This is a genomic window from Enterococcus sp. DIV2419, from assembly GCF_051711865.1.
Classification (GTDB): Bacteria; Bacillota; Bacilli; order Lactobacillales; family Enterococcaceae; genus Enterococcus; species Enterococcus faecalis.
The window spans coordinates 1,716,522-1,730,842 of sequence record NZ_JBIONS010000001.1 but is presented as its reverse complement, the minus strand read 5'-3'; the positions used below and the strand labels follow the sequence as shown (position 1 = coordinate 1,730,842).

The 14,321-nt window shown below is 37.1% G+C and carries 12 protein-coding genes; 11 read left to right on the top strand and 1 reads right to left on the bottom strand.

Going from position 1 to position 14,321, the window contains the following annotated elements:
- The first annotated feature begins 198 nt into the window (after positions 1-198).
- The 4 genes from IGI97_RS08115 to IGI97_RS08100 all read left to right on the top strand — a co-directional run bounded on the left by IGI97_RS08115 (position 199) and on the right by IGI97_RS08100 (position 3,621).
- The gene (locus tag IGI97_RS08115) at positions 199-873 is read left to right on the top strand and encodes a metal-dependent hydrolase (protein ID WP_002357744.1); all 675 of its coding nucleotides are present in this window, start codon (positions 199-201) and stop codon (positions 871-873) included.
- A 9-nt stretch (positions 874-882) separates the two neighbouring features.
- The gene (locus IGI97_RS08110) at positions 883-2,202 is read left to right on the top strand and encodes a DRTGG domain-containing protein (protein WP_002357743.1); all 1,320 of its coding nucleotides are present in this window, start codon (positions 883-885) and stop codon (positions 2,200-2,202) included.
- Positions 2,203-2,215: 13 nt separating this feature from the next.
- On the top strand, positions 2,216-3,169 hold the full coding sequence (locus IGI97_RS08105; protein WP_438738373.1) for a DHH family phosphoesterase: 954 nt from the start codon (positions 2,216-2,218) through the stop codon (positions 3,167-3,169).
- Positions 3,170-3,282: 113 nt separating this feature from the next.
- Positions 3,283-3,621 carry a zinc ribbon domain-containing protein YjdM gene (locus tag IGI97_RS08100; protein WP_002357741.1) on the top strand — a complete coding sequence of 113 codons (339 nt, stop codon included), beginning with the start codon at positions 3,283-3,285 and terminating at the stop codon, positions 3,619-3,621.
- A 60-nt stretch (positions 3,622-3,681) separates the two neighbouring features.
- Here the strand turns inward: IGI97_RS08100 and IGI97_RS08095 are convergent, their stop codons facing one another.
- A complete protein-coding gene (locus IGI97_RS08095) occupies positions 3,682-4,080 on the bottom strand; it encodes a hypothetical protein (protein WP_002382283.1) in 399 nt (132 codons plus the stop codon).
- 55 nt (positions 4,081-4,135) lie between these two features.
- Here IGI97_RS08095 and IGI97_RS08090 point away from each other — a divergent pair, with 55 nt between their 5' ends.
- From IGI97_RS08090 to pepT, 7 genes are all read left to right on the top strand, one after another.
- The gene (locus tag IGI97_RS08090) at positions 4,136-5,317 is read left to right on the top strand and encodes a VanZ family protein (protein ID WP_002357739.1); all 1,182 of its coding nucleotides are present in this window, start codon (positions 4,136-4,138) and stop codon (positions 5,315-5,317) included.
- A gap of 53 nt (positions 5,318-5,370) precedes the next feature.
- Positions 5,371-6,729, top strand: coding sequence for a DEAD/DEAH box helicase (locus tag IGI97_RS08085; RefSeq protein ID WP_438738371.1), 1,359 nt, complete (start codon positions 5,371-5,373; stop codon positions 6,727-6,729).
- Positions 6,730-7,272: 543 nt separating this feature from the next.
- Positions 7,273-7,956 carry a helix-turn-helix domain-containing protein gene (locus IGI97_RS08080; protein WP_002381934.1) on the top strand — a complete coding sequence of 228 codons (684 nt, stop codon included), beginning with the start codon at positions 7,273-7,275 and terminating at the stop codon, positions 7,954-7,956.
- 345 nt (positions 7,957-8,301) lie between these two features.
- Positions 8,302-10,944 (top strand): alanine--tRNA ligase, encoded by a 2,643-nt coding sequence (gene alaS, locus IGI97_RS08075; protein ID WP_002357736.1) that lies wholly within the window; start codon positions 8,302-8,304, stop codon positions 10,942-10,944.
- A 202-nt stretch (positions 10,945-11,146) separates the two neighbouring features.
- Positions 11,147-11,863 carry a tRNA (adenine(22)-N(1))-methyltransferase gene (locus tag IGI97_RS08070; protein ID WP_002357733.1) on the top strand — a complete coding sequence of 239 codons (717 nt, stop codon included), beginning with the start codon at positions 11,147-11,149 and terminating at the stop codon, positions 11,861-11,863.
- Positions 11,847-12,965, top strand: a complete 1,119-nt coding sequence (locus IGI97_RS08065; RefSeq protein ID WP_002357732.1) for a Nif3-like dinuclear metal center hexameric protein — start codon at positions 11,847-11,849, stop codon at positions 12,963-12,965. The genes IGI97_RS08070 and IGI97_RS08065 overlap by 17 nt, the downstream gene beginning before the upstream one ends.
- A 29-nt stretch (positions 12,966-12,994) precedes the next feature.
- On the top strand, positions 12,995-14,224 hold the full coding sequence (gene pepT, locus IGI97_RS08060) for a peptidase T (RefSeq protein ID WP_002357731.1): 1,230 nt from the start codon (positions 12,995-12,997) through the stop codon (positions 14,222-14,224).
- Positions 14,225-14,321 lie beyond the last annotated feature (97 nt).

The following is a 14,321-nucleotide window of genomic DNA, read 5'->3' as shown; positions in this document are numbered from 1 at the left end:
AGAAACAGACGAGAAAGATTCATGATTTTTCTCGTCTGTTTCTTTACTAGCTAAGAAAATAAGCAAATGCGATTGTATATTTCTAATTCTCTGTTACAATAAAGAAAGTTAACTGTACTAAACTGTACTACTTTTAAGAATGAATTTGACGATTAATTATCATAAGAGTGTGTAGAAAATACCGTAGGAGGAATACAAATGGAACTGATAGGACATGGACATTCATGTATTGAAATTCGTCTAAACGACGGCACGAACCTTTTATTTGATCCTTTTATTAATGGCAACCCTTTAGCGGACGTTTCACTTGAAGATTTACACCCTGATTACATCTTAATCACCCACGGACACAGCGATCATATTGGCGATATGCTAGCAATTGCTCAAGCCAACAAGGCAACGATTATTGCGATAGCTGAAGTGGCTACGTATGCACAGTCGCAAGGGGTAAAAGCGCATGGAATGAATCTAGGTGGGCGTTATGTCTTTCCTTTTGGTTCGGTTAAATTTGTGCCAGCTTTGCATAGTTCCGGTTATGAAATAGACGGCGTAATGACCTACATGGGCGAAGCAAGTGGGATTATTTTAGAAGCAGAAGATAAAAAAATTTATCACGCTGGTGATACGGCGTTGTTTTCAGATATGCGCCTTTTTGCAAAAGACAAATCCATTGATGTAGCGTTCTTACCAATTGGCGATAATTACACGATGGGACCAGAGGATGCGCTACAAGCAGTCTCTTACTTAAATCCCAAAATAACCATTCCAATTCATTACAATACCTTTCCTGTTATCCAACAAAATCCAGCAATATTCGTAGAGCAAGTAGTTGGCGGGAAAGTATTAAACCCAGGAGAGACGATCCTAGTTTAGGAGGAAATTATGGCGACGAAACATGATCAAATTTTAAAACATATTGAAGAATTACCAATTGGCGATCGAATCTCTGTTCGAAGCATTGCCAAAAGTTTAAGTGTTAGTGAAGGAACAGCGTATCGGGCCATCAAAGATGCAGAAAATATTGGGCTTGTTTCCACCATTCAACGTGTTGGTACGATACGAATTGAGCGGAAGTTAAAAAAACATATTGAAAAATTAACATTTGGTGAAGTGGTCCGGATTATTGAAGGGGATGTGTTAGGCGGTAGCTCTGGTCTAGACAAAGTCCTTAATAAATTTGTAATTGGTGCGATGACAGAAACCGCGATGACGCGATATATTACTCCCGGATCCTTAATGATTGTTGGTAACCGCCAAGGCGTGCAAAAGCTTGCTTTAGAAAATGGGGCAGCCGTTTTAATTACAGGTGGATTTGAAACATCTGAAGAGATTGCGCAGTTAGCAGATCGTCTGGGTATGCCTGTCTTGAGAACCACATATGATACATTTACTGTGGCTACTATGATTAACCGTGCTTTAAGTGATCAGCTGATTAAAAAAGACATTTTACTCGTCAGTGATATTTATACAGCGCTTGAAAAAACCAATTATTTATTGACAACTCAGACGATTGCAGATTATCAGGCATTATCTGAAAGTACCCATCATTCTCGTTTCCCAGTAGTAAATAAGAAATTACGTTTAGTGGGGATTGTCACAGCCAAAGATGTCATTGGTAAAAGTGAACATTTAACCGTGGATAAAGTCATGACAAAGGATCCCAATGTTGTGAAAAAGATGATGAGTGTAGCGAGTGTCAGTCATCAAATGATTTGGGATGGTCTAGAAGTCATGCCGGTGGTGGAAGATGATTTAGCGCTTGTTGGGATTGTTTCTCGCCAAGATGTGATGAAAGCTATGCAATTGGTGCAACGACAACCACAAATTGCAGATACAATTTCAGATCAAATTTCCGGGGAAGTGATGCCTGTTGAAGAAAATGGCAAAGAAACAACCCGTTTTCGTTTTTCGGTTGCGCCCCAAATGGTTAACAGTGTTGGTACCATCTCGTTTGGTGTCCTAAGTGAAATTATTTCTAACGTGACACAACGAACAATGTTGATGAATCAAAAAAGAAATGTATTAATTGAACAAGTGAATCTACATTATTTGCGGCTAATCCAGTTGGAAAGTGAATTGGACATTCGTCCACGGATTTTAGAAATTGGCCGTCGCTCTGCAAAATTAGATATTGAAGTTTATTTAGAAAATGTCATTGTGGCAAAAGCAATTGTTGTTTGCCAAGTGATGGAGAGAACGTAGGAGGCTACAAAGAATGGACGTAGTAAAAGAAATTATGGCAGCAATTAAACAATATGAAACAATTATTATTCATAGACATCAAAGGCCCGATCCAGATGCAATTGGCTCACAGGTTGGGTTAGCAGAACTCTTAAGAGCGAGCTTTCCTGAAAAAAATATTTATCAAGTAGGCGGACCAGTGGAAGGCTTAGAGTTTTTAGCTGAAATGGACGTTATTACTGACGATGTCTATCGAGGTGCATTAGTCATTGTAACAGATACTGCAAATGCTCCACGAATTAGTGATGCGCGTTTTTCTTTAGGCGATCAATTAATTAAAATCGATCATCATCCGAATGATGAACCTTATGGAGATTTAGTTTGGGTGAATACAAATGCAAGTAGTTGTAGTGAAATTATTGTTGATTTTTGGCAACAGCATTTAGCAGAATTAACGATGACAGATAATGCAGCTCGTTTATTGTATGCTGGGATTGTGGGGGATACAGGACGTTTTCTTTATCCTTCCACTTCGGCGCATACACTCGCTGTCGCTGCACAATTGCGTACGTTTAACTTTAATGCCGCAGACTTAAATCGTGAGTTAGACCAAATGCCTTTAAAGGTTGCTAAATTAGCGGGTTATATTTATCAAAATTTAGAAATCGACGCAAATGGCGCTGCTCGTGTCGTTTTACCACAAAGTATTTTAAACAGTTATGATATTGTCGATTCTGAAACGGCAGCCATTGTTTCAATGCCAGGAAAAATTGAAGATGTTCTCTCATGGGCAATCTTTGTTGAACAGCAGGAAGGTTATTATCGCGTTCGGTTACGTTCCAAAGGGCCAATCATTAATACAATTGCTAAAAAACATCATGGCGGTGGCCATCCTTTGGCAAGTGGCGCTAATGCCCGTGATGCAGCTGAAATTGAAGTGATTTACCAAGAAATCCAAGCAGCTTGCCAAGAGTGGGCTCAAAAATAAATAAGTAATTAGAAAGTAGTTATCGGACGTTGATAAATCATTAGGACTACTTTTCATTCACTAGAAAATAAGGTAAAATGAAAAAGAATTATTTTTTACAAAGGAGAACGTTAATGACAGAGCAATTACCAAACTGCCCTGAATGTGGGTCGGCATATGCCTATGAAGATCGCGGATTATTTATTTGTCCAGAATGCGGTCATGAATGGTCACCAACAGAAGAAGTTGCAGAAGAAGGCTTAGTAGTCAAGGACTCAAATGGCAATCTTTTAGCGGATGGTGACAGTGTTACTGTAATCAAAGATTTGAAAGTTAAAGGTGCCAGTGGCGCAATTAAACAAGGCACAAAAGTGAAAAACATTCGTTTAGTGGAAGGTGATCATAACATCGATTGTAAGGTAGATGGCTTTGGTCCAATGAAGTTAAAATCAGAGTTTGTTAAGAAAAATTAAATTTCATTTGAATGATGAGACAGTAAGAGTCTAGGACACAACCATCGTCCTAGACTCTTACTAATGTTTATCGGTCTTGTATTTTATCATTGTACGAAGGCCGTGCCAAGCGTTGTAAAGTGTGAGGATTAACCCGATACCTAAAGGAATCCATAACCATTGCGGAGAATAAGCGGCATCTTTTAACGTTTCAGGGTTGATGGTCCATGATTCTTGCAATACTTGGAAACTAAAAACCATGAGAAATGTTGAAATAAGTAACAAAATAAACCGTAAATAATGAATCGTTGTTTGACGGTGAATCAGTGCAAAGAGTAAGTAGAGCACAAGTAAAAATAGCGGCACTCCAAACGCAAAATATGGCTGTAACATGAGAACGTCCTCCTTTTTCTTAATGATACTGCAAAGGAGAGGATTTGCAAAATAAAATTTATTGTTGGTACATTTTTTTAGAAACAAGTATAGTGTTATTGAGGCATTCATACTTGAAATTGTTTATCTTGGAGGAATTTTTATGGCAGTATATAGCGAACCAATTAAATGGGCAATCATTATTTTCCCGTTTCTAGCATTTTTTATTTCTGGGGCATTATTAATCTATGAATACCGCAAATATGGTTCATTTGTTTGGACACGAGCAATGATTTTGTATTCATTTGTTTTTTATTTATTATGTGCCTATTTCTTGGTAATTTTACCGTTGCCATCTCGGGCAGAAGTGGCTCAATACACAGGACCGACAATGGAACTGCGGCCTTTTCATTTTATTTCAGGGATTTTAAACGAAACTGTTTTTTCGCTCAAAGATCCTAGTACGTATTTGCCAGCATTAAAACAGCATGCCGTTTTAGAACCACTGTTTAATGTTTTATTAGTTTTACCTTTTGGTGTGTATTTACGGTATTATTTCAAATGTTCATTTTTAAAAACAGTTCTTGCGAGTTTTTTATTGTCATTATTTTTTGAATTAACACAGTTATCTGGCCTTTATTTTATTTATCCACGTTCGTATCGCTTGGCGGATGTCAATGATTTAATTAATAATACCGTCGGAGGCATAGTTGGTTATTGGTTGACGCCGCTCTTTACCTTTTTATTGCCAACAAGAGAAGAAATTGATGCCACCTCTTATGAAAAAGGGCAGACAGTTAGCCTGTTAAGACGTTTCTTTGCATGGGGAATTGATTGGTTGGTGATTGGCTTTGTGCAAGGCCTGCTCGTTTTTGGACTAAATTTCATTCCAGCTTATAAAAATTGGGCAACCAATTATCCGATTTTTTCAGATCGGATGTGGTTCTTTATCATGGTGTTTGCGGTCTTTATCGTCATGATGAAACTGACAAATGGTCAAACGTTAGGGAAAAAAGTTGTTCGCATTCGGGTGGTTGAAACAGGACATGAAAAAATTCGTTTAAAAGCTTTGTTTGTTCGCTACGGTTATTTGTATTTTGTGTATGGTTTAATTAGTATTTATCTAGCTAATGCCACTGATTTATTGAATTCTTCTAATCGGATGTTGCAAATGGTGTCGTTGCTTCTGTATTTGTTCTGTTTAATTTTATATTTACTATTTTTGATCAACGTTTTGTTAACCTTGATTCGTAAAAAACGGCGTTTGTTTTATGAAAAAGCCAGCCACACTTATACAGTCAGTACATTAGAAGTTGCGAAAACAAAGGAATCAGCAGGTGAGTAAAAGTTGTTTTTGTGTTATAATGCCAAAGTGCATAAAGAATTTAACGAGAAGAGGTGAGGCAAGTGCCTTCATTTAAACAATTTCAATTTCAACCTTTTATCAACGAAGCACTCGCAGAAAAAGGGTTTGAAGAACCAACAGAAGTCCAAGAAAAATTATTCCCAATCATTAAGAAAGGGAAAAGTGTCATTGGACAATCGCAAACAGGAAGTGGAAAGACGCATACTTTTTTACTTCCATTAATGGATAAAGTTAAGCCAACTATCGACGAAGTACAAATTGTGATTACTGCGCCTAGTCGTGAATTAGCCAATCAAATTTATCAAGAAGCGCAGCAACTGGCTCGTTTCAGTCAACCAGAAATTCGAGTGTCAAATTTTGTTGGCGGAACAGATAAACAACGTCAATTAAATAAATTAAAGCATCAGCAACCTCATGTGGTGATTGGTACACCAGGGCGGATTTTAGATATGATGAATGAACAAGCCTTGAAAGTGCATACGGCTTTTGCCTTTGTTGTCGATGAAGCAGACATGACATTAGATATGGGCTTTTTAGCAGAAGTCGATCAAATTGCTGGTCGTTTGCCAGAAAAATTACAAATGCTCGTTTTTTCTGCAACCATTCCAGAAAAATTACGACCATTTTTAAAAAAATATTTAGAAAATCCAGTGATTGAACATATCAAACCAAAAGCAGTTATTTCAGAAACAATTGACAATTGGTTGATTTCCACCAAAGGAAAAAACAGCAATCAAATAATTTATCAATTATTAACTATCGGGCATCCTTATTTAGCGATTGTTTTTGCAAATACTAAACAAAGAGTTGATGAAATCACCGATTACTTAAAAGATCAGGGCCTAAAAGTTGCCAAAATTCATGGAGACATCACACCACGCGAAAGAAAACGTGTGATGCGTCAAGTTCAAAATCTTGACTACCAATATGTGGTAGCTACTGATTTAGCCGCACGTGGGATTGATATTGAAGGGGTTTCACATGTCATCAATGCAGAAGTTCCACATGAATTGGACTTCTTTATCCATCGGGTTGGCCGCACAGGACGTAATGGATTGAATGGGACTGCCATAACATTATATTCACCAGCAGATGATGAAGCGATTACTCAGATTGAGCAGTTAGGTGTTTCTTTCAAACCAAAAGAAATTAAAAATGGTGAGATTGTAGAGACGTATGATCGTAATCGTCGAACAAAACGAGAAAAATCTCGAGAAGAATTAGACCCAACGTTAATTGGTTTAGTGAAAAAGAAAAAGAAAAAAATTAAACCAGGATACAAGAAAAAAATTAATTGGGCAATTGAAGACAGCAATAAGAAAAAACGTAAAATTGAACGTCGTCAAAAAGATCGTTCTGCTAGAAAAGCAAAAAAGAATTCTTCTAACTAAAAACGTTGTGGATTATAAAAAGTAAGGGACTAGAATCGTAAAGATTTTAGTCCCTTACTTTTTATATGATAAATATTTAAGTCACTTTTAAAATAACTCTTTTTTAAAAGTAGTTATCGTTAAAAGTAGAGAAAATTACCGATTAATTGTAAAGATTTTTGTCGAAAACATCAAAATGTTAGTGTTAAACATCAACATTTTGATGTTTTCTCAAGAAAAAAATAATAAAATTACAGAATTTTTGGCGTGTTTTAGCAAAAAGTAGGAAGTTTCGGCACTTTTTTTGTTAAAAAATCAACTTTATTAGTTGATATTAAAGGAAATTCATTTTTTTACGGAGGATAAAAAAATTTTACACACAAAAAAATCATTTTCTAATATAATATAAATAACCACCAAAATAAAGAATAAAGGAGCGAAGAGAGATGAAGATAAAAAGGTGTTTATTAACCAATCGATGGAGAAAACACGCGATTTGGTAACGTATTTTGATTGGTGCGTTTAGTTATTGGTAGCAGAAAGAGTTCTAGGAGGAAAGAAGAAATGAGAAGGATTTTGGTATTAACAAAGAACATTTTAGTTGAGCAAACATTTCAGCAGCAATTACAACATTTAAATTATGAAGTCTTTTGTACGAACTGCTGTGAAGAAACTATAGAACATGAGTTAACTTTTTTTAATTATTTTGATGCAATTGTATTAAGCGAAACACTATCTCAGAACGATTGCTTGAGATTATTAGGAAGTCTTTCATCGTTAGAGAAGCCGATTTATCGACGTTCACAATCGATGTGTAATAAACGTGAAGCGGAGATTTGGCAGGAAAGAGGTATTATCCGGTGGTTAGGCCTCAAAGATTCATTGGAAGATATTCGTGAAAAAATTGACACTGTCGATCAAAGTTTTGCCGAAGTCACAGCCGAGCTACTTGATGACCAAGTAAAAAAGATTCGCTTTACAAAAAACGAACAACGCTTTTTAAAAATCTTGTATCAGCATGCCCACGAAGGGTTGGATCGTGATCAAATTTGTCGCTTGCTTTGGCAGAAAGAACCAGATGCTTCTACAAAATCGCAGCTGTCTTTCGTATGTAAACGAGTGAAACAAAAATTTAGTGATGCAGGTATGAACGAAGAGATTATTACAACCTCTTGGGGAAAAGGGTATCAAATAAATGAACAAATTTTGCCTTATTTAGAGCAAACGTTATTTGAAACAGCTCAGTAAGGAAAGATTCCTACGAAAACAATTGACTTTTTAGCAGATCTTTCTTATACTTTTGACTATAAGCTAAAGGATATGAGGAATCTTATTTTGATCACAGAAAGCCGTTCATTGCTGAGAGAAGGGCATCAGATAAATTTACTTGCTCCCTTTAGATGGACTTGATAGAAATATCAACGCGACTCTGCGTTATAGAGCTTAAGAGGTAATGATCCAACATCATTGCAATCAAGGTGGTACCGCGAGCAATCGTCCTTGACTGCAATGGTGTTTTTTGTGTTCACAATCTGCCACTTAAGAGGGTACAAAATATAAATAGTTAATTATTAATAGAAAGTAGGAAAATCAATGAAAGAATTAACAAGTAGTCAAGTTCGTCAAATGTATTTAGACTTCTTTAAGTCTAAAGGACATTCAGTAGAACCAAGCGCTTCTTTAGTACCAGTAAACGATCCAACATTATTATGGATTAACTCTGGTGTTGCGACCTTGAAAAAATATTTTGATGGCTCTGTTGTGCCAGAAAATCCAAGAATTACGAATGCTCAAAAATCTATTCGTACAAATGATATTGAGAATGTTGGGAAAACGGCTCGTCATCATACAATGTTTGAAATGTTAGGGAACTTCTCAATTGGAGATTATTTTAAAAATGAAGCGATTCACTGGGCCTGGGAATTTTTAACTGGTGCTGAATGGCTTGCTTTTGACCCAGAAAAATTATATGTGACTGTTTATCCGAAAGATACAGAAGCAAAACGCATTTGGCGTGATGAAGTTGGTTTATCTGAAGATCATATTATTGATGTAGAAGATAACTTCTGGGATATCGGTGCTGGTCCAAGTGGTCCGGATACGGAAATCTTTTATGATCGCGGCGAAGAATTTTTAGATATTCCAGAAGATGATCCAGAAAATTATCCTGGTGGCGAAAATGAACGCTATTTAGAAATTTGGAACTTAGTGTTCTCTGAATTTAACCATACACCAGAAGATACGTATGAACCATTACCACATAAAAACATTGATACGGGCATGGGCTTGGAACGTGTTGTATCTATCATTCAAGATGCACCAACAAATTTTGAAACTGATTTATTTATGCCAATCATTCATGCGGTAGAAGCTTTAGGAACCAACGTGAAATATGGAGATGCACCACAAACGGATGTTTCCTTTAAAGTGATTGCTGACCATATTCGTGCCTTATCCTTTGCAATTGGTGATGGTGCGCTTCCTTCAAATGAAGGTCGTGGCTATGTGTTACGTCGTTTATTACGTCGTGCGGTAATGCACGGGAAAAAATTAGGCATTAATGAAGCCTTTTTATACAAATTAGTGCCTGTTGTTGGCGAAATCATGGTAAGCTACTATCCAGAAGTATTACAACAAAAAGACTTCATCGAAAAAGTGGTTCGGACAGAGGAAGAACGTTTCCATGAAACCATCAATGAAGGTTTAAGCATGTTAAATGAGGTTATTAAAGAAGTTAAAGATGCAAAAGGCGATACATTAGATGGAAAAATTATCTTCAAACTTTATGATACTTTTGGCTTCCCCGTAGAATTAACGGAAGAAGTTGCAGAAGATGAAGGCTTGAAAGTCGACCATGCTGGGTTTGAAACAGAAATGGAAGCACAGCGTGAACGCGCTCGTTCTGCCCGCAGTAAAGAAACTTCAATGGGTGTTCAATCTGCTTTATTAACAGATATTAAAGTAGAAAGTAAATTTGTTGGCTATACAGAATTAACACATGATAGTGAATTATTTGTTATTATTCAAGGTGACGCACTAGTAAATGAAGCATCTGCAGGAACAGCCGAATTAATTTTTGCTGAAACACCATTTTATGCTGAAATGGGTGGACAAATTGCTGACCGCGGCTATGTAAAAAATACCGCAGGGGAAGTCGTTGCCAACGTGGTGGATGTGAAAAAAGCACCAAACGGTCAATTTTTACACAAAGTAGAAGTTTTGGCGCCATTAGCAGAAGGTCAAATTTATCAATTGCAAGTGGACGAACGGATGCGGACACGTATTTTGAAAAATCATACGGCAACCCATTTATTGCATCGTGCTTTAAAAGATGTGTTAGGGGAGCATGCCAACCAAGCAGGCTCATTAGTTGCACCAGGACATCTACGTTTTGACTTTACTCATTTTGGGCAAGTTACATCAGAAGAACTAGCGCGGATGGAAGCCATCGTTAACGAAAAAATCTGGGAAGCTATTCCTGTTGTCACAATTGAAACAGATATTGATACAGCGAAAAACATGGGCGCAATGGCGTTATTTGGCGAAAAATATGGCAAAGAAGTCCGTGTAGTTAATATTGGGGATTACTCTATCGAATTATGTGGTGGAACACACGTTGCTAATACAGAAGATATCGGGATTTTCAAAATTGTTTCTGAATCTGGAATTGGTGCAGGAGTACGCCGTATTGAAGCAGTGACGAGTAAAGAAGCGTATCAACTTTTACAAGAAGAAGAACGTCAATTGAAAGAGATTGCTACATTAGTTAAATCACCTCAATTAAAAGAAGTGGTTACGAAAACAGAGCAATTGCAACAACAATTACGTGATCTACAAAAAGAAAACGAACAATTGGCAGGCAAATTAGCGAACCAACAAGCTGGTGACATTTTTAAAGATGTCAAAGACATCAATGGTGTTCGTTATATTGCCGCTCAAGTCAATGTTAAAGACATGAATCAATTACGCCAATTGGCTGACCAATGGAAACAAAAAGAATTGTCTGATGTACTAGTTCTAGCAACTGCACAAGATGAAAAAGTAAGCTTGTTAGCGGCTATGACAAAAGACATGAACGGAAAAGGCTTAAAAGCCGGTGACTTAATCAAAGCAATTGCGCCAAAAGTTGGCGGTGGCGGCGGTGGTCGTCCTGATATGGCTCAAGCTGGTGGGAAAAATCCAGCAGGGATTGCGGATGCCTTAGCAGAAGTTGAAAACTGGTTGGCAAATGCCTAATTAAAAATGTTTTCCCTATTATTAATATAAGGAGAATGCTCTTTATAGCAATAATGACAGCCCTCTTCAAGGTTATGAAATTGATTTTGAAGGGGGTTCTTTTTTATAAATGATTAAGGAGAGGAAACAGTAGATTGCACGAATGTGTAAGTTTTCATCTTCAATTGACAATGGTATAATAAGCAACGGAGGAATCAAAAATATGAATGAAAATCAATTATCAAAACGTCTCGCAACGGTTGGTGATTTAATCCCTAGAGGAAGTCGCTTAGCAGACATTGGTTCAGACCATGCTTATTTACCAGTTGCTTTAATGTTAGAAAATAAACTGTCTTTTGCTGTGGCTGGGGAAGTGGTAGAAGGACCTTATCAATCTGCCAAAACCCAAGTCAGTAAATCCAATTTGACGGATAAAATTATCGTACGTTTAGCGAACGGGCTAGATGCAATTGAACCTGAAGATCAAATAGACGTCATTAGTATTTGTGGAATGGGCGGCACATTAATCCGAGATATTTTAGAAGCTGGACGCAAAAAAAATCGTTTAACAGGGAAGGAACGCCTTGTTTTACAACCGAATATTGGTGAACCAACTTTACGCCGCTGGTTAATGGCAAACGACTACAGTATTATTGATGAAACAATCGTGGAAGAAAACCGTAAGTTGTATGAAATTATCGTAGCCGAAAAAACAGAGCAATCCGTTTCTTATACGGACCAAGAATTACTATTTGGGCCAGTTTTAATTAAAAAACAAGGACCGGTTTTTACTAAAAAATGGCAACGAGAATTAAAACAGCGCAAAACTGTTCTTGCACAACTAGCAAAAGCAAGTGGAGAACATATTGAAAAACAAGCGAAACTACAGCAAGACCAACAATTAATTGAGGAGGTGCTGGCCAATGGCTGTGAACGGTAAGACATTGATTCGACGTTTCAATGACTATTGTCCCGAGTGGCTAGCTGAAACGGGAGATCCTGTGGGCTTGCACATTGGTACGTTAGATAAACCAATTGAAAATGTGATGGTTACCTTAGATGTTCGTCCTGAGGTCGTTGCAGAAGCAATTGAGAAGCAGGTTGATTTAATTATTGCGAAACACCCACCTATTTTCCGCCCAGTTAAGCGATTAACCACAGATAATTTTCAAGAAAAAATGTACGCTGATTTATTAAAACACGATATTGCTGTTTACGCAGCGCATACTAATATGGATATTATTGACAATGGGCTAAATGATTGGTTTTGTGAATTATTGGGAATTAAACAGACCACCTTTTTAACTAAAACACATACTGTTCCTTATAAAAAATTAGCCGTTTTTGTGCCAATTGATGAAGCTCCGCAAATGAGAGAAGCTTTAGGTCTAGCTGGCGCTGGAGCTCAAGGTGATTATTCTAAAACAAGTTACTCTTTAATTGGAACAGGACGTTTTACACCAACACAAGGAGCAAATCCCACGATTGGCGAAATTGGTCAAGAAAGTGTCGTCCAAGAAGCAAAAATCGAAGTGATTTTCCCTGAAACTAAGCAAGAACAAGTTCTTGCAGCTATGTTACAGGCGCATCCTTATGAAGAACCGGCGTATGATGTTTATACCATTGAAAATCAATCAAAAGAATTTGGTTTAGGTCGGGTTGGAGTATTAGACAAGCCTGTGAGACTCTCTGATTTTGTACAGCAAGTCAAGGAAGCTTTCCAATTGGACGGCTTGCGGGTCATTGCAAAAGATGATACTAAAATGATTCAACGGGTAGCCATTTGTGGTGGAAGTGGTGAAAAGTTCTATCATGATGCATTACGTAAACAAGCCGATGTCTATATTACTGGTGATGTGTATTATCATACGGCACATGACATGATTGCTGAAGATTTACCAGTCATCGATCCTGGTCATTACATTGAAGCGCTTTGTAAGCCAAAACTTGTGGAATTAATGAATCAATGGAAACAAGAAAATGAGTGGGCTGTATCCATTTTTGAATCAGAAGCGAATACCAACCCATTTCGTTTTAAATAAAAAAATGAAGATTAAAGGAGTGTTCTTTTATGTATGAAAATCTATTACCTCGTTTTTTACGCTATGTGAAAACAGAAACACGCTCAGATGCAACAAGCACAACGACACCATCAACACAAACGCAAGTAGCCTTTGCACAAACCTTAAAAAAAGAATTAGAAGAATTAGGGATGAGCGATGTTATTTATAACGAAACAAATGGTTTTGTGATTGCTACGTTACCTAGTAACGTGGAGAAAGACGTTCGTTCAATCGGCTTTATTGCCCATATGGATACCGCTGATTTTAATGCAGTGAATGTTTCTCCGCAAATTGTTGAGAACTATGACGGAGAATCAACGATTCCTTTAGATAAAGAAGGCAAATTCACTTTAAATACGAAAGACTTTCCTAACTTAAAAAATTATCGTGGTGAAACACTTATCACAACCGATGGTACCACTTTATTAGGAGCTGATGATAAATCAGGTATTGCGGAAATAATGACAGCCATGGAATATTTAATTAATCACCCAGAAATTAAACATGGCACCATTCGTGTGGCTTTCGGTCCTGACGAAGAAATTGGTGTAGGTGCCGACAAATTTGATGTCGCTCAATTTAACGTGGATTTTGCTTATACAATGGATGGCGGACCAGTAGGTGAATTACAATTTGAAACGTTTAATGCGGCGCAAGCAGAAATTACAATTCAAGGGAAAAACGTTCATCCAGGAACAGCAAAAAATACAATGATTAATGCGTTACAATTAGGAATTGATTTCCATAATGCCTTACCTGCTGACGAAGTTCCAGAAAAAACAGCAGGTGAAGAAGGCTTTTATCATTTAGCAGCGTTTGCTGGAACGCCAGAAGAAGCTACAATGACGTATATTATTCGCGATCACAATCGCGAGATTTTTGAAGCACGTAAAGCTAAAATTAAAGAAATTCAGCAAACATTGAATGCACCATTTGATGAAGAACGAATCAAAGTTGATTTATTTGATCAATACTATAATATGCGAGAAGTGATTGAAAAAGATATGTCCATTGTCGAAATTGCTAAACAAGCAATGGAAGAATTGTCAATTCTTCCAATTATTGAACCTGTTCGCGGTGGAACGGATGGCTCAAAAATTTCTTATTTAGGGATTCCAACACCAAATATCTTTGCTGGTGGCGAAAATATGCATGGCCGTTTTGAATTTGTTTCATTACAAGCCATGGAAAAAGCGACCAATGTGATTATTAAAATTGCTGAATTAAATGCAAAATAAATGAGGCACTCAATAGGAAAGTAAGAAAACGGGCAACCGAGAACTTACTTTCCTGTTGTAGTTTCATGAGTCATTGAAAAATTTTTTGCAATTAGAA

What these genes read in the sequence shown, in the direction of transcription:
- IGI97_RS08115 (WP_002357744.1), top strand. Translation starts at nt 199, where the DNA reads ATGGAACTGATAGGACATGGACATTCATGTATTGAAATTCGTCTAAAC.
- IGI97_RS08110 (WP_002357743.1), top strand. Translation starts at nt 883, where the DNA reads ATGGCGACGAAACATGATCAAATTTTAAAACATATTGAAGAATTACCA.
- IGI97_RS08105 (WP_438738373.1), top strand. Translation starts at nt 2,216, where the DNA reads ATGGACGTAGTAAAAGAAATTATGGCAGCAATTAAACAATATGAAACA.
- IGI97_RS08100 (WP_002357741.1), top strand. Translation starts at nt 3,283, where the DNA reads ATGACAGAGCAATTACCAAACTGCCCTGAATGTGGGTCGGCATATGCC.
- IGI97_RS08090 (WP_002357739.1), top strand. Translation starts at nt 4,136, where the DNA reads ATGGCAGTATATAGCGAACCAATTAAATGGGCAATCATTATTTTCCCG.
- IGI97_RS08080 (WP_002381934.1), top strand. Translation starts at nt 7,273, where the DNA reads ATGAGAAGGATTTTGGTATTAACAAAGAACATTTTAGTTGAGCAAACA.
- alaS (WP_002357736.1), top strand. Translation starts at nt 8,302, where the DNA reads ATGAAAGAATTAACAAGTAGTCAAGTTCGTCAAATGTATTTAGACTTC.
- IGI97_RS08070 (WP_002357733.1), top strand. Translation starts at nt 11,147, where the DNA reads ATGAATGAAAATCAATTATCAAAACGTCTCGCAACGGTTGGTGATTTA.
- IGI97_RS08065 (WP_002357732.1), top strand. Translation starts at nt 11,847, where the DNA reads ATGGCTGTGAACGGTAAGACATTGATTCGACGTTTCAATGACTATTGT.
- pepT (WP_002357731.1), top strand. Translation starts at nt 12,995, where the DNA reads ATGTATGAAAATCTATTACCTCGTTTTTTACGCTATGTGAAAACAGAA.